The organism is Dyella sp. A6 (assembly GCF_036320485.1).
Lineage (GTDB): Bacteria > Pseudomonadota > Gammaproteobacteria > Xanthomonadales > Rhodanobacteraceae > Rhodanobacter_A > Rhodanobacter_A aluminiiresistens.
Genome location: NZ_CP132911.1, coordinates 1,938,175 through 1,959,870, shown reverse-complemented (window position 1 = coordinate 1,959,870; position 21,696 = coordinate 1,938,175). Strand labels below are relative to the sequence as shown.

Here is a 21,696-nt window from a genome sequence, read left to right as displayed (position 1 = left end):
CGCCACGTTCCGTCAGGGCGCGGCATGCGGCCTTCGCGGTTGGGTGCACCACGTACATGGCCCCGGCATGCCGGGGCCATGTCGTTGATGGCGCGCATGCAGGGCGCGTGGGCGGGCTATCGCGACATGCATGCGTTAAGCTCCGGTCGTCATTCAGGGAGCCGGACTGCCCATGCGATTCGCCTTTGTCGCCAGTGATACCAGCGTCGCCCAGCAGGCGCGGCGCAAGCTCGTCGAACGCTATGGCGATGTCCCGGCCACCGATGCCGAGGTGATCGTGGCGCTGGGCGGCGACGGCTTCATGCTGCGCACCCTGCATGCGCATCGCGAGCTGGAGATTCCTGTCTATGGCATGAAGCTGGGGCGCGTCGGCTTTCTGATGAACAAGCACCGGCTGGACGGCCTCCCCGAGCGTATCGGCCGTGCCCACGAGGCCGTGCTGTATCCGTTGCAGATGCGCGTGACCGATGCGCGTGGCGAAGTGCACCAGGCCCTGGCATTCAACGAGGTCTCGTTGCTGCGGCAGAGCAACCAGGCGGCTCACCTCGAAGTGAAGCTCAACGAGGCCGTGAAACTGCCCAACCTGATCTGCGACGGCGTGATGGTGGCGACCCCGGCCGGTTCCACGGCCTACAACCTGTCCGCTCACGGCCCGATTCTGCCGCTGGATGCCAATGTGCTGGCCCTGACTCCGATCAGCCCGTTCCGCCCACGACGCTGGCGCGGGGCGATCCTGCCGCACCGCACGCGGGTCAGCCTGCGCGTGCTCGATCCGGGCAAGCGCCCGGTCAGTGCCACGGCGGATTTCCTCGAGGTGCGCGACGTGCGTGCGGTCGACGTCGAGCAGGCGGCAGCGCAGGGCGTGCGACTGCTGTTCGACCCCGAGCACAACCTGGAGCAGCGCATCCTGGACGAGCAGTTCGCCTCGGAGTAGGCACGCCCGTGCGCGCCATCCGGTCAGCCATTACCCGGAGCGTGTGATCCCGCGTCCGCCTATTTGGCGAACAGCCGCGCAGGGTCGGCGAAGGCCTTGAACTCCAGCGCGTTGCCGCAGGGATCGAGCAGGAACATCGTGGCCTGCTCACCGGGTTGACCGGCGAAGCGGACGTGGGGCTCGATCACGAAACGGACCCCGGCCGCGCGCAGGCGCTCGGCCAATGCGTGCCAGGCATCCATCGGCAGAACCAGGCCAAAATGACGCACCGGCACCGCATCGCCGTCCACGTCATGCGCGGCAGCCGGCCGTGTCTCCTCGGGTGCCAGATGGGCCACGATCTGATGCCCGTGGAAGTCGAAGTCGACCCAGTCCGCGCTGCTGCGCCCCTCCGGACAGCCAAGCAGTTCTCCGTAGAAGGCTCGCGCCTTGTCCAGCGAGGTCACGGGAAAGGCCAGGTGGAACGGCGGCAGGCTGCTCATGGGCGAGGGCGCATACGTCGAAAAGGTCCGGCGAGCATGCGGGCTGCTGCGATGGCGGTCAACACGCCGGCAGGCGTTATGCTCACCGGCGGTCTGGTGACGAAAGGCTGCGTGCACGCATGGGACGGCATATCGTTGTTGCCACAGTCGGTTCGCTGGGCGATCTGTTTCCATTCCTGGCCATCGGTTGCCGCCTGGCGGAACGCGGACACCGTGTCACGATCGCGACCCATGCGGTTCATCGCGAGGCGGTCATGCAGGCCGGTCTGGCGTTCGCCGATGCCAGCGGCATGCCCGAACCCGATGATCGCGAGGCCTTCACGATCAAGGCCTTTCATCCATGGCGCGGGCCGGCGTTCGTGGTGCGCGATTTCGCCGCGGCGGATGTAAGCGCCAGCTATGCCAGGCTGGCGCCGCTGTGTGCCGATGCCGATGTGCTGCTCACCAGCACGCTGGCCTTCGCCGGACAGATCCTGGGCGAGACGCTGGCGGCGGCTGGGCGTCTGCACTGGTTGTCGGCGGTGCTGGCTCCGGCCAGTCTGCTCTCGGCCACCGACATGCCGGCAACCGGCCTGACCACGCTCGATCGCTTCTTTGGCGCTACGCCTGCTCGCGGGCGTCTGCTGCAGCGGCTATCGTGCCGGATGACCCATGGCTGGACCGCACCGGTACGACGCTTTCGTCGCGAGCTGGGGCTGTCACCCGAATCGCCGCGTGGCGACCCGTTCCATCAAGGACAGTTCGCACCGGCCGGTGTGCTGGCGCTGTTCCCGGAACTGCTCGGCAAGCCCCAGTCCGACTGGCCGCCACTTACCCAGCAGTGCGGATTTGCCCGCTACACACAGCCCACCGTGATCGACCCGTCGCTGGCCGGGTTTCTGCGAGACGGAACACCGCCGCTGGTCTTTTCGCTGGGCTCGACCGCGGTGCACGCCAATGCGTCGTTCCTGCGCGAGAGTCTTGCCGCGGCCACAGCCCTTGGCCAGCGGGCGGTGTTGTTCACCGGTTCGCCGGCGATGCGCGAGCGCTTGCCGACGACGCTGCCGCCAGGCGTAGTCGCGGTCGACTATGCGCCGCATGCGGCCGTATTCCCGCATGCGGCGGTCGTGGTGCATCACGGCGGTGTCGGCACCAGCGCAGAGGCGCTGCATGCAGGGGTACCTTCGCTGGTCGTGCCGCACGGCTTCGACCAGCACGACAACGCCGCCCGCATGCGGAGGCTGGGCGTGGCCGAGACATTACCTGCGGCCCGCTATCGGGCGGATCGCGCGGCGAGCCTGCTCGAGGCGTTGTCGGCGGGAGCAGTGCATGAGCGTGCGGCAGCGATCGCATCGACCCTGCGCGCGCAGGACGGGGCGGCCCGCGCGGCCGACGTGATCGAGGCGCAATGGTCGTGATGGGTTTCAAGAGCGAGTTAATACGCCCAGGCATGAGTCCGAGGCTACGTCTGCCATATCTCATGGATGCCATTGCGGACCAATCCATGAATTGCGGACCAAAATAAAGGGCGCACTGTGGCGCCCTTATGGTCTGCAAATAACTGAATTATCAGTGGTACCGGTGATAGGACTTGAACCTACACTCTGTCGCCAGAAGCGGATTTTGAGTCCGCCGCGTCTACCATTCCGCCACACCGGCATGCAGGCGGTGGATTATGCCGACTTCAGTGCACCGGGTCGAGCCCCAGCTTGCGGTCATGGCGCAGGTAGCCGTGTTCGCCGTGCTCGCCGGCGGGGGGCTGGAAGATGGCGCAGTGGGTCATGTTGCCCGAGTAGATGTGCAGGCTCACAGCCACCGCATCGTCGCTGGGGTTGCGGATGGTGTGATACTCGTGCGGGGGGATCAGGCTGCCGGCGGAGCCTGGCCCTGCCTGGATCGAGCCGACCGGCTGGAAGCGGCAGTGCTCGCCTTCGTCCTTCAGGCGCTCGTATTGCACGACCTCGAGCGCACCGCTCCACACGCCTTCCACGCACCACATGCCGCAGTGGTCATGGATGGGTGTGCCCTGGCCGGGCCCCCAGGTCATCGCGACGACGCAGTAGCCGTGTTCGTCGCTGCGGTACAGCTCGCGGCGCGCATAGCGGCCTTCGGCTGTCTCGAACACGCAGTCGGGCAGTTGTACTTCGTTGCCGCGGATCAGCTTGCACAAGCTGTTGCGCAGGCTGTCGGTAATGGCCGGGGTGGAGCCCTGGGCCACTGCCGTGTCGATGGCGTCGATCAGCTTGCGGCAGCCGGGGAATTCCGTGGTAAGCATGGTGTTCTCGGATCTAAGGCGTTGACGGGCCTATCTTAGCAGCGCCGGATTTTGGTTACAGGCGGGCGAGAAAGCCGCCGATGGCGCGACTGTAGTTTTCGATGTCGACCAGAAAGGCGTCGTGCCCCTGCGGCGAGTCCAGCGCCACGAACTCCACCCGGGCCCCGGCCGCCTGCAGGCCGGCGGCAATCTGCTCCTGCTGTTCCAGCGGAAACAGGATGTCGGTGCTGACGCCGATCACCAGTGCCTGTTCGATACAGATGCGCTTGAGCCCTTCGAGCACGCTGCCGTGGCCGTATTCGGCGATGTCGAACCAGTCGCTGGCGCGCGACAGATAGAGGTAACTGTTGGGATCGAAGGTGCGGACGAAGCGGCGGGCGTGTCCTTCGAGATAGGACTCCACCTGGAACTCCAGCCCGAACGGGTCGTCGTCGCGCTGTTCGGGGTCGAGCCGGATGCGCGCGAAGCGTCCATTCCATTCCATCGCCGAGCGGTAGGTGATCACGCCCAGCTTGCGCGCGATGCTCATACCGATGTCGGGATAGCGGCGGTCATCCGGGCCGGCGTGAATGTCGTACTGGCCTTCGTCCCAAGCAGGATCGAGCCGGATCGCCTCGCGCTGCAGCGAGCGGATGGCAATGGCGAACGGCTGCGCCTGCGGCGCGGTGTCCACGCTGATGTGGGCACGTGCGCTGCCGGGATGCGACACCATGTAGGCCAGCGCGCTCATGCCACCCATCGAACAGCCGATCAGGCAGGCCAGTCGTTCGATGCCCAAGCTGGCGACGACGGCATGCGCGGCATCGGCCACGTCTTCCAGTGACAGTTCCGGGAACGTCAGCCGGTACGGTTCGCCGGTGGCCGGGTCGATGGAGGCTGGGCAGGTCGAGCCCTTGTCGCTGCCCAGCGAGTTCACGCAGATCACGAACCAGCGCTGGCTGTCGATGGCCTTGCCCGGTCCGAGCATGCCTTCCCACCAGCCGGGCGACGGGTCGGCGGTGCCGGACGCGGCATGTGCGCTGGGCGAGAGGCCGGTGAGGATCAGCACCGCGTTGTCGCGGGCGTCGTTCAGTACGCCCCAGGTCTCGTAGGCCACGCGCGCAGCGTGCAGCTCACCGCCGCGTTTCATGCGGAACGGCGAGGGCAGGTCGAAATAGCGGCGTGCGTCGTGGCTCATGCAGCGGGCTTATCCATGGATATGGTCGATGACGATCTTGACTGGGGCGTTGCTGTCCACGGCCACCACACCGGCATCGCCTTCGAGGTCGCCGGACTGCGCGATGGCCTGGCCGCTATGGCTGACGCGGGCGCCGACATAGACCTGCCTGGCCGACGACAGCTTCATCTGCGGCAGCATGCCCATCGCGTCGGTCAGCCGGACCGTGGCCGGCAGCCGGCTGGCAGGCAGTTTCGCCACGGCCAGCGGCATCGGCGGACCATGCTCCGCCCGCGCGTAGACGAACAGGGTATCGCCAGGTTTCAGTTTGTTTTTCAGGGCCGGTGCCAGCGATACCTGCACGGTCAGCGCGGTGCTCGCCGCTGTGGATGCGGGTGTCGATACTGTTGTCGCGGAGGAGGGCGAGGCGGCATCTGCAGGCACATGGCCCGCGCGCGCATCGGCCATGGCAATCTGCGTGGCCACTGCCTGCGCCACCTTCGAGCCAGGTGTCAGCAATGGCTGCAGCAGTCGCCAGGTCGCCGCGGCCTGCGCATATTGGTCCGCCTGGAACTGGCTGATGCCGAGCAGCCACAGGCCGCGCTGATTGTTGGGCTCGAGCTTCACGGCCTGTTGCAGCAGCACGCGGGCGCGGCCCTGGATGCGGTGGTCCTCGCGCACCATGGCGTCGGTCTCGGCCCAACCCACCATGGCGGTGGCGTTGTTGGGCGTGAGCGCGAGTACCCGGTCGTAAGCCTCATGCGCCTCGTCGGGCTGCTGCATGTCGGTGGCGGCCTGCGCCAGCAACATCCAGCCCTGTACGTCATCGGGATGCGTCGTCAGGTGTGCACGCAGCTTGTGGATCGCCTGGTCGATGTCGGCGGTCATCTTCTGTTGCGAGGGCACGCCATCAAGCGCTACCGGCGTACCTACCAGCAGGTACAGGCCGGCGGCCGACAGTGGCAGTACGAAGGCGATCACCAGCGCAAGCACGAAAATATGGCGCGAGTGACCCTGGCGACGGCCGTGACGCAGCAGCGGCAGCAGGAGCAGGGCCAGCGCCAGCGCCACCATCAGTGCGGCCGCAATGAAAAAGGCGATTTTCACCAGTCATCCCCGTTGTCGGCCGCTTCCGCGGTACTTGTCACTGCCGGATCAGCATCGGTCCCGGCGCGCACGCGGCTGCGCTTGCGCACCACCATGGCAACGGCGATGCCTCCAGCGATAAGAATCAATAACGGACCGAACCAGAGCAGCCAGGTATTGGGTTGCACCGGCGGGTCATACAGCACGAAATCGGAGTAGCGGTCGACCAGGTATTGCTTGATCTGGGCGTTGCTCTTGCCCTGCTGCATCAACTGGAACACCTTGTGGCGCATGTCGCGCGCCAGGCTGGCGTTGGAGTCGGCCAGGGTCTCGTTCTGGCAGACCATGCAGCGCAATTGCCCGGTCAGTTTCTGGAAGCGCACTTCCTGGGCGTGATCCTTGAACGGCAGCGGGTCGATCGCCTGCGCGGCCGCACCGGTTGCGAACATCAGAGCGAGTGAGACCAGCAACGCATGCAGCCAGCGACGCGTCATGGTGCCTCCTTCTTCAATGCGGCGATGGCCGGTTCCAGCTGGGTGCGGATGACCTCGGGCGTCAGTGGGCCGATGCGCTTGTAGCGGATGACGCCGCTGGCGTCGATCAGATAGGTTTCCGGCGCGCCGTAGACGCCGAAATTCATCGCGGTCTGACCGCTGCGGTCGGCCAGCACCATCGTGTACGGGTCGCCGTGGCGGGACAGCCAGGCCTTGGCATCGGCCGGCGCATCCTTGTAGTTGTAGCCGATCAGCGGCACACCGAAGTGGCTGGCTTCGGCCATCAGTATCGGGTGTTCCTCGCCACAGACGTAGCACCAGCTGGCGAACACGTTCAGCAGATAGGGTTTGCCCAGCAGCGAGGCCTTGGTCACGACCCTGGCCGGGTCGTCCAGTTCCGGCAGGGCGAAAGCCGGTGCCGGTTTGTTGATCAACGGCGAGGGCACCGCGGTGGGGTCGTGCGAACTGTTCCACCAGATGCCGAAGCCGAGCAGTCCGGCCAGCAGCACGAAGGCAAGAAAGGGGATCAGTCGGTTCATGCGCCAGCCTCGCCTGGCCGGGCCAGCGGCGCGCCATCGCCAGCCGGTTCCGTGGCAGCCGACTCAGTGGCAGGTGCGCGACGGCTGCGGAAGCGACGGTCGAAGGCGGTGACGAAGCCGCCCAGCATCATGAACAGGCCGCCGCCCCATATCCAGCGGATGAACGGCTTGTAGTACAGGCGCAGACCCCACGCGCCGTGTATGTTGCCGGCATCCATCGGTTCGCCCAGCGCCACGTAAAGGTCGCGGGTAACGCCGGGGTCCACCGCCGACTCGGTCTGCACCTGGTCATGCGGGTAGGTGCGCTTCTGCGGGTGCATGATGGTGAACGGTTTGCCGTCGTGGCTCACCACCACCGTGGCCTGCTCGGCATGCCAGTTGGGCCCCAGTGTCTGCTTGATGCCGTCGAAGCGGAACTGGTAACCACCGATGGTCTGCACGTCGCCGGGGGACATGCGTACGTCCTGGGTCACGCTCAGCGACTCGGACAGCAATACGCCAATCAGAAACACCGCCACGCCGAAGTGGGCCAGCAGCATGCCGGCCATCTCGGCTGGGTAGCGGCGTCCGCGCGGCATCTCGCGCCAGCGCTTGACCACGTAAAGCACCACGCCGGTGGCGACCCACACCGCCGCGGCCACGCCCATGATCGCCTTGGGCCTGCCGTGTACGAAGAACGCCGCGATCAGCGCACAGGCCACGGCGGCGATGCCGCAGCGGACCAGTACGCCCTTCAGCAGTTTGCCTTCGCCCTTGCCCCAGCGCAGGTAGGGGCCCAGCGGCAGCAGCAGCACGACTGGCGTCATCAGCAGCGGGAACAGCAGCCCGAAATAGGGCGGTCCCACCGAGATGCGGCCCATGTGCAGGGCGTCGCCGATCAGCGGGAACAGCGTGCCCAGCATCACCATCGCCGCGGCCACGGTGAACATCAGGTTGCCGACCAGTAGGGCGGTTTCGCGCGACACCACGGCAAACGGCTTGCCACCCAAGACCTTGGGTGCTCGCAGCGCGTAAAGCAGCAGCGAGCCGCCCACGACCACCGCCAGGTAGCAGAGGATGTATAGGCCGCGACGCGGGTCGGAAGCGAAGGCGTGGACGCTGGTCAGCAGACCCGAGCGGACCAGGAAGGTACCCAGCAGCGACAGCGAGAAGGCGAAGATCGAGAGCAGGATGGTCCAGGCACGCAGCGAGCCGCGCTTTTCGGTGACTGCCTGTGCGTGGATCAGGGCCGCGCCCACCAGCCACGGCATGAAGCTGGCGTTCTCCACCGGGTCCCAGAACCACCAGCCGCCCCAGCCCAGCTCGGCATAGGCCCACCAACTGCCGGCCACGATGCCGCAGCTGAGAAAGCCCCAGGCGGCATTGGTCCACGGACGCGCCTGGCGCACCCATGACTGTTCCATCGAACCGCCGAGCAACGCGGCGATGGCGAAGGCGAACGCCACCGAAAACCCGACGTAGCCCATGTAGAGCATCGGCGGGTGGAAGGTCATGCCTGGGTCCTGCAGCACCGGATTCAGGTCGGCGCCGTTCATCGGGGCGGGCAGCAGCCGGGTGAACGGGTCGGAGGTGAACAGGGTGAATGAAAGGAAGCCCACCGAGACCAGGCCCATCACGGCTAGTACGCGCGCGGCAAAGGCTTCCGGCAGGTTGCGTCCGAAGATCGCCAGCGCCACAGTCCAGACATTGAGGATCAGGATCCACAGCAGTAGCGAGCCTTCGTGCGCGCCCCAAGTCGCGGCGATGCGGTAGTACCAGGGCAGTTCCAGGTTCGAGTTCTCGGCGACATAACGCACCGAGAAGTCGAAGTGCAGGAACGACCACACCAGGATCAGAAAGGCCAGTGCTACGAACACCGCCTGTCCGGCGGCGGCAGGCCGCGCGATCGCCATCATGGCTCGGTTGTCGCGCCATGCGCCGATGATCGGCAGGATGCCCTGGGCCAGCGCCAGCAGCAGGGCGAGGATCAGCGCAAGTTGACCGAGTTCCGGTGTCATGGGGTTTTCTCCGCGGTCGTGTCCTGGGCGATATGCCGCCCGGCATGCGCCTTCGCCATCGCTTCCTTCAGCTCACGCGGCATATAGGTGGCGTCGTGCTTGGCCAGAACCTGGGTGGCGACGAAGTGGTTGCCGTCCATGTGCCCGGTGGCAATGACCGACTGGTTGGCGCGGAATAGGTCGGGCAGGATTCCGTCGTAGTCCACTGGCATGGCACCATCGGCGTCGACCACTGTGAAGTGCACCATCAGCGAGTGCTCGTCGTGCCGGATCGTGCCGGCTTTGACCATGCCGCCGAGGCGGAACGTGCGGTAGTCGTGTGCCTTGCCGGCCTCGACCTGGCTGGGGGTGAACAGGTAGTTCATGTTGCGCGAGAGGGCGAATACGGTCAGTCCCACCGCCACCGCCACCGCGGCAAGGATCGAGACGACCAGGATGAGTCTGCGTTGGCGCGTGGGGTTCATGGGAGTGACCGTGCGTTGGCTTGCTCAGGAAGCGGGCGGGAAGGGCGGAGCGGCGTGTCCCTTGCCGCGCTCGCGTGCGCTTTGACGTGCCATGCGGCCACGAAGTTCGCGCAGCAGCCGTCGTCGTCGCAGCGCGGGGGCCAGCCAGTCGGCGATCAGCACCACGAAGAACACGCCGTATGCGGGCCAGACATAGGCGGCATAGCCACCCATTTCGAGAAAACCGTGCAACGAAGTGAAGCTCACGTGTGCTGCTCTCCGGTGGCGATGCGACGGACCCATTCCTTGCCGCTTTCCAGCGCCAGCAGGTCGGTGCGTGCGCGGCCGCACAGGCTGGCCACGTAATAGCACTTGGTCGCCACCATCATGGTCAGCAGCGGCCACAGCATCGATGCGGCGATGTGCGACTTGCCGAACAGGTTCACCGTGCTGCCCTGGTGCAGGGTATTCCACCAGTCGACCGAGAAATGCACGATCGGCACGTTGATGATGCCCACCAGGGCCAGGAAACCGGCGGCACGTGCGCCCTGTCGACGGTCCTCGAAAGCGTGGTACAGGCCGATCACGCCGAGATAGAGGAACAGCAGCACCAGTTCGGAGGTGAGCCGTGCGTCCCAGGTCCACCAGGTGCCCCACATGCGTTCGCCCCAGAGCGAACCAGTGACCAGGGTGATGAAGGTGAAGGCCGCGCCGATCGGGGCCGATTCCATCGCCACCACCTCGGCCAGCTTGATCCGCCAGATCACCGCGATGAAGGCCGAGATGCCCATCACCGCATAGATGAACAGGCTCATCCACGCGCTGGGTACGTGGATGAAAATGATGCGGTAATCGTTGCCCTGCTGATAGTCAGGCGGGGCCAGCCACAGGCCGCCGTACAGCGCGACGATGCCAAGCAGCAGGGCCAGCGCGATGGCCCAGGGCCGGATCTTGCCGGCGACGCCGTAGAAAATCGGTGGCGAGCTGAGCTTGTGCAACCAGAGCGGAATCCACTTGGCCATGTCGTCAGGTATCCAGGGCGATACGGAGGGCGGCGGCGCAGGCCATGGGGGCAAGCAACACGGCGAGCACCAGTGCAGCGCCCAGCCAGGCGATGGGGGCGATCCATGGCAGCCCCTGTTGGGCAGCTGCAAGAGTGCCAGCGGCGAAGATAACCACCGGTACGCACAGCGGCAGAAGCATCAGCGCGAGCAGCATACCAGAGCGTCGACTGCCGGCCGTCAGCGCTACGAGCACGGCGCCGAGCAGACTGATCAACGGCGTTGCCAGCAGCAGCGCCAGCAGCAGTACGGGCATCACGGCCCACGGCAGATGCAGCAGGCTGGCCAGCAGTGGTGCGATGACGATCAACGGCAGCGCGGTGGTGAGCCAGTGCGCGAGGATCTTCATGCCCAGCATCAGCGCCAACGGTTGCGGTGACAGCATCAGTTGCTCCAGCGAGCCGTCTTCCAGGTCGCCGCGGAACATCGCATCCAGCGCCAGCAACATGGCTAGCAGTACGGTCACCAGCACGACGCCGCTGGCGATGCGTCGCAGCAGCACAAGATCCGGCCCCAGGGCGAACGGGAACAGGGTGGCCACGATCAGCGCATACAGCACCGGCAGGGCCATGTCGCCGCGTTGCCGCCAGGCCAGGGTCAGGTCGCGTCGCAGCAGAGCGGCACAGGCTTGCGGAAGAGGCGCCTGGATCATGCCTGCATCCGGATGCGCTTCGGCTCGCCGCCGTGGAAACTCACCGCGCCGTGGCTGGTGACCAGTGCCGAGCCTCCGCGTGCGATGTGTTCGGCCAGCAGCCGGTTGACCAGTTCGATGCCAGTGCGGTCGAGGTTGGCGTAGGGCTCGTCGAGTAGCCACAGGGTGGCGGGAATCAGCAGCAGCCGCGCCAGTGCAGCGCGCTTCTTCTGGCCCGCTGAAAGCCGGCGTACCGGCTCGTCGGCATAGCCGGTCAGGCCCACATCGTCCAGCACCTGCGCGATATCCGCGCCGTCACGCCGACCGTAGAGGCCGATCGCTACGTGCAGGTTCTCCTGCACGGTCAGCTCGGTCTTCAGACCCAGTTGGTGGCCAAGGAACGCGATTTCGCCCACGCAATGCTCGCGTCGCAGCGGTTGTCCAAGCCACAGCAACTCGCCTTCCTCGGCGTGCAGCAGGCCGGTGAGAATGCGCATCAAGGTGGTCTTGCCGCTGCCGTTGTCGCCCTCGATCAGGGTCAGCTCGCCCGGGTGCAGGCAGAAATCCAGCGGGCCGAACACAGGTTCGTCCTGACGGTGGAAGCGCAAGGCGCGGGCCTCGAGCAGCGGCGTGACGGAAGCGGGGGCTGTCATTCCCGTCATTGTTAGCAAGCAGCCGTGGGCTTGTCCATGCGGTGGACTGCCGCCGGGTCACCCATGCAGCAGGCGAAGCTGTGCCGGCAGCGTGCCGTGGCCATGCAGGTAGGCGTTCTGCCCATATCGTCTGGCCAATGTGTCCATAGTCGATCGTTCCGGTCCGACGACGAACAGGCTGGGTTCGCGCCAGCCGTCGTTGCCGCTGCCGCAGGCGGCATGGACCGATACGGTTTCCGGCAATTGCCGCACGGCATCGAGCAGGCTGCGCTGGGCGCGACGATTGACCGCGGCAGGCTGCGGACGCGAACCCGGGTTGCATGCGGTGATGAAACTCCATGTCCGATGGCCGATGCATGACCGCAACGCTGTGGGCGGAACAAAGTCGACCCGTAGCGTCGCACAGCCGCCGCGAGCCAGCCGCACCCGATAGGCGGTGGCACGGTAGGCGGCGAGCAGGGTTTCATCCACGGGGCAGCGTCGGCAGTTCCGAGCGGAACGCGGCGACGGCCGCGTCCAGGTCGACGGCATGCGCGTCGGTGCTGCCGTCGAGCAGTCGGCGTAGCAGGGCATCCTGCTGACGCCCTCGCTCCAGCGCGTAGGCATAGGGCAGGTGAGTGAAGGTCACCATGCGGTAGCGCGCCATGTAGTGCTCGGGGATGCGGGCGGCCAGCAACGAGCCAAGCTGGCGCCGGGCGAGGTAATGCGGATCCGCGACCGAGTCGCGCATTTCCACGTAGTTTTCCAGCGCCATTTCGGCAATCGCATCCGCGTTGGGTTGGCGAATGCGCTGGAATTCGGCAAAGGCGTCGGCGCTGTCGCGCCCATTCCCGGCGAGCAGGTCGGCCAGCACCACGGTGTCCTCGAAACCGCAGTTCATGCCCTGTCCGTGGAATGGAACGATCGCATGGGCGGCATCGCCGATCAGCAGCGCGCGACCATCGAGATGCCAGTGGTCGAGGTAGAGCGTGGAAAGCGTTCCAACGGGGTGGCCGTCGTAGTCCTCGGCAAAGCGCGGTATCAACGGCAGCAGGTCGGGAAAGTCATCGCGGAAGAACGGCATGGCGGCCGCGGCGTCCGGCATGCCTGCAAAGCTGGGGTGGGCACCCTGGGCGGGCAGGAACAGGGTGACAGTGAAGCTGCCCTCGGTGTTCGGCAGGGCGATACACATGTAACCGCCGCGGGGCCAGATGTGCAGCGCATTCGGCTCCAGCGTGAAGCGCGCACGACCGTCGCCGGCGGCGGGCGGAATCTCCAGTTCCTTGTAGCCATGTCCGAGCGGCTCGACCCGGATGCCCAGCGGCTGCCGTACTTCCATGGCCGCACGCAGGGTAGAGCCGGCGCCGTCGGCCCCGATAAGGATGCTGGCGTCATGTTCGCGTGCGTGTCCGTCGGCGTCGACCACGCGCATGCGGCGCGCTTCGAAGTCCACATCGGTAAGTGCCTGGCCGAAATGCATGCTGACCCCGGCCGCTTCGGCCGCATCCAGCAGCAGCACGTTGAGGGCACCCCGCGAAACCGACCAGATCACCTCGCTGTCGTCCACGCCGTAGCGCTGCAGATCGGCGCCACCGTCGCGCGCATGCACCATGCGGCCGCGCATCATCACCGCATGGGCGAGCACGTCGTCGGCCAGTTCCGCCTGGCGCAGCGCATGCAGGCCTCGTTCGGCCAGCGCAAGGTTGATCGAACGGCCACCCATGAAGCCGGCCGTGCGGGGATCGGGACGTTTCTCGAACAGCTCGACCCGGAATCCCCGGCGTGCCAGCAACATGCCGAGCAGCGCACCGACCAGACCGCCGCCGATGAGAGTGATGGGAGGCTGTTGCGTCATGTCGGGTTCCGTGAAGGTCAGTGCTCCACTGTTCCGCAAGCGGTGATTTCCCGCAATACCGGAACCGGGTCCAGGTTGCCCGTGATGACGGCGCGCAGGCCATCAGTGCCGGCTACTGCCCGGTTGCGCGGCAGCTCAGAAGCTCATGAAGTAGCCGCCGTTGACCGGCAGATTGGCACCGGTGATATAGCCGGCATCGTCGGCGGCAAGGAAGACGACCGCACGTGCGATGTCGGCAGGTGCGCCGAGCCGTCCAACCGGAATGCCAGCCACGATCTGTGCGCGGACATCTTCAGGCACAGCGGCCACCATTGGTGTATCGCAGTAGCCCGGCGATACCGTGTTGACCGTGACGCCCTTGCGCGCGGTTTCCCGGGCCAGCGCCATGCTGAAACCGTGTACGCCGGCTTTCGCGGCGGAGTAGTTGGTCTGGCCGAACTGTCCGGTCTGGCCGTTTACCGAACTGATGTTGACGATGCGGCCGAAGCCCCGGGCACACATGCCTTCGACCACCGGACGGCTCATGTTGAACACGCCGTCCAGGTTCACCCGCAGCAGGTCTTGCCATTGCTGTGGCGTCATCTTGCGCAGGCTGGCGTCGCGGGTGATGCCGGCAGCGTTGACCAGTACATCGATACCGCCATGGCTGGACTCAATGCGCGCGACGGTCGCCGCGCAGGCCTCGTAGTCGGAAACGTCGACCGGTTCGAACGCAACGGCATCGCCGAACTCGGCCAGTGTCTGCCGGAATGCATCGATGCGTTCCGCCCGGCTGGTCAGGTCCAGTGCCACCACGCGGCGGCCGGCCTGTGCCAGTTGCCGGCATATCTCGATGCCGAGTCCGCCAAGGCCTCCCGTGACGACGGCGAGACGGGAGTCGGGGGTAGGTTTGTTCATGTGTCGATCACTCACGCTCATGGCGCGCAGCAGCACATGCTGTGCTGCAACGCGTGGGGCGGGGACGCCGGCGGGGCGGTTATTACTTCTTGGAGCCGCGGGGCGGCTGGCCGGTGGCGGCCGATTGAACCTGGGTTGCGGCATCGAGCAGGCCGCGCTGCATCGACTTCCATGCGTCCATGTTGCGCTCGGTCAGGTCATTGAGCATCGACCACGGAGTCTGGCCCATCAGGTTGTTGAGCTGGTTGCGGAACTGCTGCTGCTGGTCCAGGAAGACCTGCAGGCTGCGCTCCAGGTAAGGCCCCATGAAGCCCTGCAGCGAGTCGCCGTAGAAGCGGATGATCTGCCGCAACAGCTGCGGCGACAGCATCGGCTGCCCCTTCTCCTCGTGCTCGGAGATGATCTGCAGCAGCACGGCGCGGGTCAGGTCCTCGCCGCTCTTGGCGTCGCGGACTTCGAAGGTTTCGCCGTCCAGCACCAGCTGACGAACTTCTTCCAGCGTGATGTAGCTGGAGATCTCCGTATCGTAGAGCCGACGGTTCGGATACTTCTTGATGATGCGGGTTGCTTGTGCCATGCGGGCAACCTAACAGAAGTTATTGCGCCGCACCAGTCACGAAAGGCATGGTTTTGCTGCACTGGAGAGTGCAGCAAAACCAGTCGAATCAATGCTCCATGGCCTCAATGTCCCGCTGCGCCGGCGCTGCCGAACGGGGGTCTGGCGAACCACAGCAGCGGAATCAGCAGCACGAACAGGACCGCACAGGCGAAGAAGACGTCGTTCACGGCCAAGGTCAGCGATTCCCGTGTCACCAGGCGGTCCATCACGCCCAGTATCTGCACATGCGAAAGTCCGGTATGCGACAACATGTCCATGAAGTGGGTCGTCGCAGGTTCGGCCTTGTTGACGTACTCGGTGAGCGTTGCGTGGTGCAGTTCGCCACGATGCTGCCAGAGCGTGACTGTGATCGCGGTCGACATGCTCGACCCCATCGTGCGGCAAAAATTTGACAGCCCGGAAGCGCTGGCGATTTCCGTCACCGGCAGGCCGGACAGGTAGATCTGGTTCAGCGGGATGAAAAAGCAGGGAATCGCCAGGCCCATCACAAAGCGTGGCAACGCCAAGGCGCCGAACGACGCGGAGCTGTCGAAGCGTGAGAACCAGTACGAGGTAAGGGCGAATACCACGAACGAGAACGTCACGACTGCGCGCAGTTCCAGCTTGTGCATGTTGCGCCCAAGTATCGGCGACAACAGGAAGGCCAGTACGCCGACCGGGGCCGAGGCAAGGCCGGCCCAGGTCGCGGTGTAACCCAGGTCCACCTGCAGCCACAGCGGAAACACCACATTGATGCCGAAGAACGCGAACATGCCGAGCGTCAGTGCGATCACGCCGACCGTAAAATTGCGCTGTTTGAACAGTGACAGGTCGACGATCGGGTGCTTGGCGTGGATCTCCCAGACCACGAGAAAGGTCAGGCTGACGGCGGCGATGATGCCCAGCGTGAGGATCAGCGGGGAGGCGAACCAATCGTGGTCGTTGCCGTTGTCCAGCATGAACTGCAGACAGCCGACGCCCGCGACCAGCAGCATCAGCCCGATCATATCGATCGGGACCTTGGCGGTCCGTGTTTCGCGCTTGTGCAGGACTGTCCAGGTGATGGCCGCCGCGAGCAGGCCTACCGGCAGGTTGATGTAGAAGATCCATGGCCAGGACATGTTGTCGGTAATCCAGCCGCCCAGGATAGGGCCGAAGATCGGCGCCACCACCACCGTCATGGCCCACAGTGCCAGTGCGATGCCCTGGCGCTCCTTGGGGTAGCTCGACAGCAGCAGGGTCAGCGACAGCGCGACCATCGGGCCGGAGCCGGCGCCCTGCATCAGCCGGCAGACCACCAGCATCGGCATGGACGTGGCCAGACCGCACAGCATGGAGAAGGTGACAAACAGCAGCACCGAAACAGTGAAGGTGCGTACTTCGCCGAACCGTCGTGCCAGCCAGCCGGTCAAGGGCTGCATGATCGCGCTGGCCAGCGCGTACGAACTGATGGCCCAAGTGCCCTCGTTCGGGCTGACGCCAAGGCTGCCTGAGATGTGGGGCACGGACACATTGACGATGGTCATGTCCAGCACCTCCATGAAGGTGCTGAAACCGACTGCGATGGTAAGCAGCACCAGCGGCAGGCCTTGCAACGGCTTGGGCGGGGCGGCGTTATCTGGCGTTGCGGACATGGTCTGGGGGAGTCCGTGGCTTGACGGTCGTCAGGGCGCGCTCGGGGTCGCGCTTGGGTTGAGGTTGGCGCGGATGATCTTGTCGGCCTCCGCATCGGCCTGGCTGGCGACCTTGTCGTAGACATCGGTCACCGCGGCAGGCTGGGCTTCGCCCTGTGCCAGCACGGGGCCGTTGTCATTGCGGATGTCGACCACGGCATCGGCCGACAGGCCGATACGCAGCGGGTGCCGATCCAGTTCCTTGTCCTCCAGCGAAATGCGCACCGGTACGCGCTGGACCACCTTGATCCAGTTGCCGGTGGCATTTTGTGCTGGCAGCAGCGAGAACACGCTGCCGGTACCGGCACCGAGACCGATCACCTTGCCGTGATAGACGACGTCGCTGCCGTAGAGGTCGGTAGTCATCTTCACCGGCTGGCCGATACGTATGTGGCGCAGCTGGCCTTCCTTGAAATTCGCATCCACCCAAAGATGGTGCAGCGGCACCACGGTCATCAGTTGCTGGCCGGGCTGTACGCTGTTGCCCAGTTGCACGCTGCGCTGGGCCACGTAGCCGGAAACCGGGGCCACGATGGTATCGCGCTGCGCGGCGATCCAGGCCGCGCGGAAGTTCGCACGGGCCTGCTGCACGGCGGGGTTGTCGGCGATATCGGTGCCGGTGATGGCCGCATGCGCGGCGCGGGCCTGCGCCGTCGCCGTATCGAGTGCGGCCTGTGCCTGGGCGACGGCATCACGCAGGTGCTGCACGATCTCGGGCGACTCGGCGTGCGCGGCGAGCAGTGGCTGGTGGCGTCGGAGGTCGGATTGCGCCTGTGCCAGCTGGACCTTGCGTGCGGCCACGGCGGCGTCTGCGGCATCGGCGGAATCGGTCTGTTCGCGAACCTGCCGCACAGCCATGGCAAGGGCGCTGCTGGCCTGGCGCAGGCGCACGTTCGCATCGGTGGGGTCCAGCTTCACCAGCGCCTGTCCGGCCTTCACGTGCTCGGTGTCGTCGGCCATGATCGCCACCACCGTGCCCGGCACCTGCGAGGAGATGGCGACCTGGTTGCCGCCGACATAGGCGTTGTCGGTGCTCTCGCGGATGGAGAATACAAACAGCCACAGCAGGAACCAGGCCAGAGCCGCCAGGAGAAAGATGCTGACGACGATCAGCAGGGCGCGTCGGCGCTTGGCGGGATCCTTCGCGGCCATGCCGCTGTCGTTGTCGCCGCTGGATACGGCGGAGGCGTTCGCGCTCATGGGGTAGGGGCTCCGGAAGTGGATGTCTTTGTCGAATGGGTTGTCGGTCGCTGCTGGCCAGGTGTGGGCATGTCATAGCCACCGCCGAGCGCCTTGATCAAGGCAAGGTCCGTGCTCAGCGCCTGCGCATGCAGGCTGATGGAGGTGTCCTGCTGCTGCAGCAGTCGAGCCGTGGCGGCGAGGCTGGTCCTGGCATCGAGCACGCCCTGGCGTACACGGGCCTGTGCAGCGGCCAGCAACTCGCGGTCGGCCTGCAGTTGCGTGGCCTGTTGGCGCCGGCGTGAGGCAATCTGTTCGGCGCTCAGTGCCTGGGTGGCGACGTCACGTGCGGCGTCGGTCACCACGGCGTTGTATTGCGACACGGCGGCATCCAACTGGGCGCGGCTGACGCCATAGGCGGCCCTCAATCGACCGCCCTCGAAGATCGGGAGGTGGATGGCCGGGGTCAGGTTGAAGACCCGGCTGCCGGCGCTGAAGAGATTGCCTAGACTGCCGCTGCCGCCTCCGCCGAACAGGGCCGGGGTGGCCTGGTCGGTGCTGGACAGGCCAGCCATGGCGCTGATGCTGATGTCGGGGAAGAACTGGGCGCGCGCCTCGTCGGTCTGTTTCAGCGCCGCCTCCACCTCCCAGCGACTGGCTGCGATGTCGGGACGTCGGGCGATAAGGTCGATGCGTGCATTGGCCGGAAGTGCACCGCTGACGGCCGGCAGCTGGCGCGGGTGCAGGGCTGGCAGGTGATCGGTGTCCACGCCCAGCAGGGCGGCCAGGGCCACCTTGCGAATGCGTGCCGAGCTGTCGATCGTCAAGGCGAGTTGGCGTGCGGCCGCCAGGTTGGAGGTGGCCTGCTGTACGGTATCCGACAGGTCCACGCCACGAGCGACACGCAGCCGGGCAATCCTTAGCAGTTGTTGCTGGGTGGCGACGGCCTTGTTCGCCAGGGCCAGTCTTGCCTCGTCGGCGAGCCAGCCGAAGTAGGTGTCCGCCACGGCATTCTCGATGGCCAGGGCCGCGGCACTACGCTGCGCTTCAGCGGCATGTGCCTGATCCAGCGCGGCGTCGATGGCGTCGCGTTTCTTGCCCCACCAGTCGAACTCGTACTGGAACTGCACGCCGAGATCGGCCTGGTTGTACCAGGTGAAGCCGAGCAGTTTTGGCGGCATCAGGCCGTGCTCGCTGATTCGCTGGCGACTGACCTGGGCATTGCCGTTGACGGTCAGTCCCGCCTGTGCCGCCGCCAGCCGGACGGACTGTTCGGCGGTACGTACCCGGGCATGCGCCTGCGACAGGCTGGGCGACTGTCGGAGTGCCTGTGCCATCAGGCTGTCCAGTTGCGTGTCGTGATAGCTGCGCCACCACTCGGCGGTGGGCCAGCCGGCCCGGGTGGGAAGCTGCAGACCGGCCAGCGGAACGTCGTCGCGCAATACCGGGTGCTTGAGTTTCGCCGGTGCGATGGCGCAGCCGGCAAGCAGCGAGGCCAGTGCGACCGACAGGATCAGGCGGCCGGGCAGGGCGCGCTTGGAGTTAGGCATATTCATGGCGCGGCATCCGCATCCAGTTGATCGAGGTTATGGGACAGCTTGCGCAGCAAGCGGCCGAGGTTGCGCTTATCGCTGTCACTGAAGCCGGCGAACATGGCATCGACGTGAGGAAACATGGGCGGCAGGATCTGCTGGACAAAGCGCCGGCCTGCCGGGGTGATCCGGAACAACACGCGACGACGATCCTCGGCACTGCTCCCACGGCTGATGAGACCGCGCTTGACCAGCGTGTTGCCGATGCGCGTCATGTTGGTGGCACCCTGGCTGGCCATATCGCAGAGTTCGCCGGGGGTCAGCTGACCTTCGGGATGAGTGTGCAGCACGACCAGGGTCAGGAACTCGCTGTGGTTGAGCTTGTGCGGTTGCAGTTTCTCTTCGAGCCCGTCCTGCATGCTGGCGCCCACCATCATCAGCAGTCGGCTCAACTTGACGTCGAGCGACGGCAAGTCGGGCAGGACCTGAGTCATGCGGTCGACCCCCAGGTCCATCATGTCGATGCATTTGCCGAGGCACTTCATTTCATCAAATCATATTTCACCGATGAAATGAAATGCTAGCAAGCATGTGCCGGGCCGACAAGTGTCCCGTGGGATGAGGTGACCAGGCGGATAACTAGATACGGTCCAGGCTGAATAGCTGCTGGGCATTGCGGGTGGTTGCCTGCGCCAGTTCGTCGGCCGGCATGTCGCGCAGCATGGCAATACATTGAAGGGTGTCGATCACGTATGCGGGCTCATTGCGCTGCCCGCGGTGCAGGACGTCGGGCTGGTCGGGGGCGTCACTCTCCAGCAACAGGAACTCGATCGGCATCTGCGCCACGATGCGTCTCAGGCGTTGCGCGCGCGGGTAGGTGACGGGGCCGCCGATGCCCACATGGAATCCGATTTTCCATAGCTGCTCTGCCTGTTGCTCGCTGCCGGAAAAGCTGTGGACCACGCCGCGCAGACCGGGAAAGCCGCGCAGGGTGTGAATCACCTCGTCCAGTGCCTTGCGTGCATGCACGATCACGGGCAGCCCACGTTTGCTGGCCATGTCGAGCTGTCGCACGAAGTAATCGCGTTGCAGGCCGGGGTGGGCATCCACTGCGTGGAAGTCGAGTCCGATTTCGCCGACGGCGATGGGTTGCTCATTTATCAGCCATTCCGCCAGGGCGTCCAGATGATCCGGCCGATGTCGCGACAGGAATATGGGGTGGAGGCCGTAGGCGGCATGAATGCCTGCTCTGGCATTCCTGAGGGCGCGGATGCGCGGCCAGCTTGCCGCGTCCACGCCGGGGACGATCCAGGTGGAAACGCCTGCGTTGCGTGCGTGATCCAGAACGGTATCCCTATCGTCGTCGAAACGTGCGTCGTCCAGGTGTACGTGGCTGTCGATGACGATAGGCATTTTTGGTGACGTGGATTCTTTCGCGTTGAGAGCGTTGGAGATACCCTGCACGCAGGGGAGTTCGGGGTGTGAATGCCTCGTGACGATCCACTCTAAGGTCGGATTCAGTCTGTCACGTTTATCAATATAGACAGGCTGACGCGCATACGTGCGAAATCGCCGTGTGGCCGTCAGCCAGAGCAAAAGGAGACTCGCGATGAATAGGTTGGTAGTCAATGCGCTTCATGTAGGGATTGCCGCGTCACTGGCGCTGGGCCTGGCCGCCTGCAACCGCAGCGCGAGCGCAGATGCAGGTGCGGGCGCGGCAGCGCCGGCGGCAGCCCCTGGTCCAACGGCAGCGGCTCCTGCCGCAGCGCCCCAGAGCAGTGGGCCGCAGTATGCGAAGGTGGTCAGTGTGACGCCGATCAACAAGACGGTGACCACCCCGGGCCAGGTTTGCAAGGACGTGGTGGTGAACCATACCCAGCCACCGAAGGACCAGCATCACATCGCCGGTACGGCGATCGGTGCGGTGGCTGGTGGTCTGCTGGGCCATTTCATCGGTGGCGGCAGGGGCAAGACCCTGGCGACGGTGGCGGGTGCGGCCGCTGGTGGCTATGCGGGCAATCGCATCGAAGCTGCGCATCAGCACGGCACGGTCACTTCGACGGTCGAGCGCCAGTGCAGCACGGTCAACAACACCAAGACCACAACGGTCGGCTACAACGTCAAGTACGTCTACGATGGTGTAACCCGCACGACGCGCATGGATCATGATCCGGGTGATCGGGTAGAGGTGCAACAGGGCGTCATTGCGGTGTCCAGCGCACACTGATCCGTGTGATTTGACCTGCGTCCAGG

Annotated in this window: 24 protein-coding genes and 1 tRNA gene; 3 read left to right on the top strand and 22 right to left on the bottom strand. The window is 65.6% G+C overall.

Annotated elements, in window-relative coordinates:
* Window positions 1-172: 172 nt before the first annotated feature.
* Window positions 173-934, top strand: a complete 762-nt coding sequence (locus tag RA164_RS08710) for an NAD kinase (protein WP_329740476.1) — start codon at window positions 173-175, stop codon at window positions 932-934.
* 59 nt (window positions 935-993) lie between these two features.
* Here RA164_RS08710 and RA164_RS08705 read toward each other — a convergent pair whose 3' ends face one another.
* A complete protein-coding gene (locus RA164_RS08705) occupies window positions 994-1,416 on the bottom strand; it encodes a VOC family protein (RefSeq protein ID WP_329740475.1) in 423 nt (140 codons plus the stop codon).
* A gap of 119 nt (window positions 1,417-1,535) precedes the next feature.
* Between RA164_RS08705 and RA164_RS08700 the strand changes: the two genes are divergently transcribed.
* Window positions 1,536-2,813 carry a glycosyltransferase gene (locus RA164_RS08700; RefSeq protein WP_329740474.1) on the top strand — a complete coding sequence of 426 codons (1,278 nt, stop codon included), beginning with the start codon at window positions 1,536-1,538 and terminating at the stop codon, window positions 2,811-2,813.
* A gap of 155 nt (window positions 2,814-2,968) precedes the next feature.
* Here RA164_RS08700 and RA164_RS08695 read toward each other — a convergent pair.
* The 21 genes from RA164_RS08695 to RA164_RS08595 all read right to left on the bottom strand — a co-directional run bounded on the left by RA164_RS08695 (window position 2,969) and on the right by RA164_RS08595 (window position 20,856).
* A tRNA-Leu gene (locus tag RA164_RS08695) sits at window positions 2,969-3,054 on the bottom strand.
* Window positions 3,055-3,079: 25 nt separating this feature from the next.
* Window positions 3,080-3,670, bottom strand: a complete 591-nt coding sequence (locus tag RA164_RS08690) for a cysteine dioxygenase family protein (protein WP_329740473.1) — start codon at window positions 3,668-3,670, stop codon at window positions 3,080-3,082.
* Between the two features lie 55 nt (window positions 3,671-3,725).
* Entirely contained in the window at window positions 3,726-4,847 is a 1,122-nt protein-coding gene (gene metX / locus RA164_RS08685; protein ID WP_329740472.1) for a homoserine O-acetyltransferase MetX, read from the bottom strand.
* A gap of 9 nt (window positions 4,848-4,856) precedes the next feature.
* Window positions 4,857-5,933 carry a tetratricopeptide repeat protein gene (locus tag RA164_RS08680; RefSeq protein WP_329740471.1) on the bottom strand — a complete coding sequence of 359 codons (1,077 nt, stop codon included), beginning with the start codon at window positions 5,931-5,933 and terminating at the stop codon, window positions 4,857-4,859.
* Window positions 5,930-6,406 (bottom strand): cytochrome c-type biogenesis protein, encoded by a 477-nt coding sequence (locus RA164_RS08675; RefSeq protein WP_329740470.1) that lies wholly within the window; start codon window positions 6,404-6,406, stop codon window positions 5,930-5,932. The genes RA164_RS08680 and RA164_RS08675 overlap by 4 nt, the downstream gene beginning before the upstream one ends.
* Window positions 6,403-6,945 carry a DsbE family thiol:disulfide interchange protein gene (locus tag RA164_RS08670; RefSeq protein WP_329740469.1) on the bottom strand — a complete coding sequence of 181 codons (543 nt, stop codon included), beginning with the start codon at window positions 6,943-6,945 and terminating at the stop codon, window positions 6,403-6,405. The genes RA164_RS08675 and RA164_RS08670 overlap by 4 nt, the downstream gene beginning before the upstream one ends.
* Window positions 6,942-8,942, bottom strand: a complete 2,001-nt coding sequence (locus RA164_RS08665; protein WP_329740468.1) for a heme lyase CcmF/NrfE family subunit — start codon at window positions 8,940-8,942, stop codon at window positions 6,942-6,944. Before RA164_RS08665 ends, RA164_RS08670 begins: the two co-directional genes overlap by 4 nt.
* Window positions 8,939-9,406, bottom strand: coding sequence for a cytochrome c maturation protein CcmE (gene ccmE / locus RA164_RS08660; protein ID WP_329740467.1), 468 nt, complete (start codon window positions 9,404-9,406; stop codon window positions 8,939-8,941). The genes RA164_RS08665 and ccmE overlap by 4 nt, the downstream gene beginning before the upstream one ends.
* Before the next feature lie 24 nt (window positions 9,407-9,430).
* On the bottom strand, window positions 9,431-9,619 hold the full coding sequence (gene ccmD / locus RA164_RS08655; protein ID WP_412731097.1) for a heme exporter protein CcmD: 189 nt from the start codon (window positions 9,617-9,619) through the stop codon (window positions 9,431-9,433).
* A 29-nt stretch (window positions 9,620-9,648) separates the two neighbouring features.
* Window positions 9,649-10,407, bottom strand: coding sequence for a heme ABC transporter permease (locus RA164_RS08650; protein ID WP_329740466.1), 759 nt, complete (start codon window positions 10,405-10,407; stop codon window positions 9,649-9,651).
* Between the two features lie 4 nt (window positions 10,408-10,411).
* Window positions 10,412-11,098: a heme exporter protein CcmB gene (ccmB, locus tag RA164_RS08645; RefSeq protein ID WP_329740465.1), complete on the bottom strand. Its 687-nt coding sequence runs from the start codon at window positions 11,096-11,098 to the stop codon at window positions 10,412-10,414.
* Window positions 11,095-11,730, bottom strand: a complete 636-nt coding sequence (ccmA, locus tag RA164_RS08640) for a cytochrome c biogenesis heme-transporting ATPase CcmA (protein WP_329740464.1) — start codon at window positions 11,728-11,730, stop codon at window positions 11,095-11,097. The genes ccmB and ccmA overlap by 4 nt, the downstream gene beginning before the upstream one ends.
* 57 nt (window positions 11,731-11,787) lie before the next feature.
* Entirely contained in the window at window positions 11,788-12,201 is a 414-nt protein-coding gene (locus RA164_RS08635; RefSeq protein WP_329740463.1) for a DUF3293 domain-containing protein, read from the bottom strand.
* On the bottom strand, window positions 12,194-13,564 hold the full coding sequence (locus RA164_RS08630) for an FAD-dependent oxidoreductase (RefSeq protein ID WP_329740462.1): 1,371 nt from the start codon (window positions 13,562-13,564) through the stop codon (window positions 12,194-12,196). The genes RA164_RS08635 and RA164_RS08630 overlap by 8 nt, the downstream gene beginning before the upstream one ends.
* A 135-nt stretch (window positions 13,565-13,699) precedes the next feature.
* Window positions 13,700-14,461 carry an acetoacetyl-CoA reductase gene (gene phbB, locus RA164_RS08625; RefSeq protein WP_329740461.1) on the bottom strand — a complete coding sequence of 254 codons (762 nt, stop codon included), beginning with the start codon at window positions 14,459-14,461 and terminating at the stop codon, window positions 13,700-13,702.
* Window positions 14,462-14,543: 82 nt separating this feature from the next.
* Window positions 14,544-15,038 (bottom strand): polyhydroxyalkanoate synthesis repressor PhaR, encoded by a 495-nt coding sequence (gene phaR / locus RA164_RS08620; protein ID WP_329740460.1) that lies wholly within the window; start codon window positions 15,036-15,038, stop codon window positions 14,544-14,546.
* Window positions 15,039-15,142: 104 nt separating this feature from the next.
* A complete protein-coding gene (locus RA164_RS08615) occupies window positions 15,143-16,693 on the bottom strand; it encodes a DHA2 family efflux MFS transporter permease subunit (protein WP_329740459.1) in 1,551 nt (516 codons plus the stop codon).
* Between the two features lie 30 nt (window positions 16,694-16,723).
* Window positions 16,724-17,932, bottom strand: a complete 1,209-nt coding sequence (locus tag RA164_RS08610; RefSeq protein ID WP_329740458.1) for an HlyD family secretion protein — start codon at window positions 17,930-17,932, stop codon at window positions 16,724-16,726.
* Window positions 17,929-19,467, bottom strand: coding sequence for an efflux transporter outer membrane subunit (locus RA164_RS08605; RefSeq protein ID WP_329740457.1), 1,539 nt, complete (start codon window positions 19,465-19,467; stop codon window positions 17,929-17,931). The genes RA164_RS08610 and RA164_RS08605 overlap by 4 nt, the downstream gene beginning before the upstream one ends.
* A complete protein-coding gene (locus RA164_RS08600) occupies window positions 19,464-19,937 on the bottom strand; it encodes a MarR family winged helix-turn-helix transcriptional regulator (protein ID WP_329740456.1) in 474 nt (157 codons plus the stop codon). The genes RA164_RS08605 and RA164_RS08600 overlap by 4 nt, the downstream gene beginning before the upstream one ends.
* 145 nt (window positions 19,938-20,082) lie before the next feature.
* Window positions 20,083-20,856, bottom strand: a complete 774-nt coding sequence (locus RA164_RS08595) for a TatD family hydrolase (protein ID WP_329743519.1) — start codon at window positions 20,854-20,856, stop codon at window positions 20,083-20,085.
* Window positions 20,857-21,052: 196 nt separating this feature from the next.
* Here RA164_RS08595 and RA164_RS08590 point away from each other — a divergent pair, with 196 nt between their 5' ends.
* On the top strand, window positions 21,053-21,670 hold the full coding sequence (locus tag RA164_RS08590; RefSeq protein WP_329740455.1) for a glycine zipper 2TM domain-containing protein: 618 nt from the start codon (window positions 21,053-21,055) through the stop codon (window positions 21,668-21,670).
* The last annotated feature ends 26 nt before the right edge of the window (window positions 21,671-21,696 follow it).

Excerpts from the sequence above, each read along its gene's own strand:
- RA164_RS08710 (WP_329740476.1), top strand. The coding sequence starts at position 173 with ATGCGATTCGCCTTTGTCGCCAGTGATACCAGCGTCGCCCAGCAGGCG.
- RA164_RS08705 (WP_329740475.1), bottom strand. The coding sequence starts at position 1,416 with ATGAGCAGCCTGCCGCCGTTCCACCTGGCCTTTCCCGTGACCTCGCTG.
- RA164_RS08700 (WP_329740474.1), top strand. The coding sequence starts at position 1,536 with ATGGGACGGCATATCGTTGTTGCCACAGTCGGTTCGCTGGGCGATCTG.
- RA164_RS08690 (WP_329740473.1), bottom strand. The coding sequence starts at position 3,670 with ATGCTTACCACGGAATTCCCCGGCTGCCGCAAGCTGATCGACGCCATC.
- metX (WP_329740472.1), bottom strand. The coding sequence starts at position 4,847 with ATGAGCCACGACGCACGCCGCTATTTCGACCTGCCCTCGCCGTTCCGC.
- RA164_RS08675 (WP_329740470.1), bottom strand. The coding sequence starts at position 6,406 with ATGACGCGTCGCTGGCTGCATGCGTTGCTGGTCTCACTCGCTCTGATG.
- RA164_RS08670 (WP_329740469.1), bottom strand. The coding sequence starts at position 6,945 with ATGAACCGACTGATCCCCTTTCTTGCCTTCGTGCTGCTGGCCGGACTG.
- RA164_RS08665 (WP_329740468.1), bottom strand. The coding sequence starts at position 8,942 with ATGACACCGGAACTCGGTCAACTTGCGCTGATCCTCGCCCTGCTGCTG.
- ccmE (WP_329740467.1), bottom strand. The coding sequence starts at position 9,406 with ATGAACCCCACGCGCCAACGCAGACTCATCCTGGTCGTCTCGATCCTT.
- ccmD (WP_412731097.1), bottom strand. The coding sequence starts at position 9,619 with ATGGGTGGCTATGCCGCCTATGTCTGGCCCGCATACGGCGTGTTCTTC.
- RA164_RS08650 (WP_329740466.1), bottom strand. The coding sequence starts at position 10,407 with ATGGCCAAGTGGATTCCGCTCTGGTTGCACAAGCTCAGCTCGCCACCG.
- ccmB (WP_329740465.1), bottom strand. The coding sequence starts at position 11,098 with ATGATCCAGGCGCCTCTTCCGCAAGCCTGTGCCGCTCTGCTGCGACGC.
- ccmA (WP_329740464.1), bottom strand. The coding sequence starts at position 11,730 with ATGACAGCCCCCGCTTCCGTCACGCCGCTGCTCGAGGCCCGCGCCTTG.
- RA164_RS08630 (WP_329740462.1), bottom strand. The coding sequence starts at position 13,564 with ATGACGCAACAGCCTCCCATCACTCTCATCGGCGGCGGTCTGGTCGGT.
- phbB (WP_329740461.1), bottom strand. The coding sequence starts at position 14,461 with ATGAACAAACCTACCCCCGACTCCCGTCTCGCCGTCGTCACGGGAGGC.
- phaR (WP_329740460.1), bottom strand. The coding sequence starts at position 15,038 with ATGGCACAAGCAACCCGCATCATCAAGAAGTATCCGAACCGTCGGCTC.
- RA164_RS08615 (WP_329740459.1), bottom strand. The coding sequence starts at position 16,693 with ATGTCCGCAACGCCAGATAACGCCGCCCCGCCCAAGCCGTTGCAAGGC.
- RA164_RS08610 (WP_329740458.1), bottom strand. The coding sequence starts at position 17,932 with ATGAGCGCGAACGCCTCCGCCGTATCCAGCGGCGACAACGACAGCGGC.
- RA164_RS08605 (WP_329740457.1), bottom strand. The coding sequence starts at position 19,467 with ATGAATATGCCTAACTCCAAGCGCGCCCTGCCCGGCCGCCTGATCCTG.
- RA164_RS08600 (WP_329740456.1), bottom strand. The coding sequence starts at position 19,937 with ATGACTCAGGTCCTGCCCGACTTGCCGTCGCTCGACGTCAAGTTGAGC.
- RA164_RS08595 (WP_329743519.1), bottom strand. The coding sequence starts at position 20,856 with ATGCCTATCGTCATCGACAGCCACGTACACCTGGACGACGCACGTTTC.
- RA164_RS08590 (WP_329740455.1), top strand. The coding sequence starts at position 21,053 with ATGAATAGGTTGGTAGTCAATGCGCTTCATGTAGGGATTGCCGCGTCA.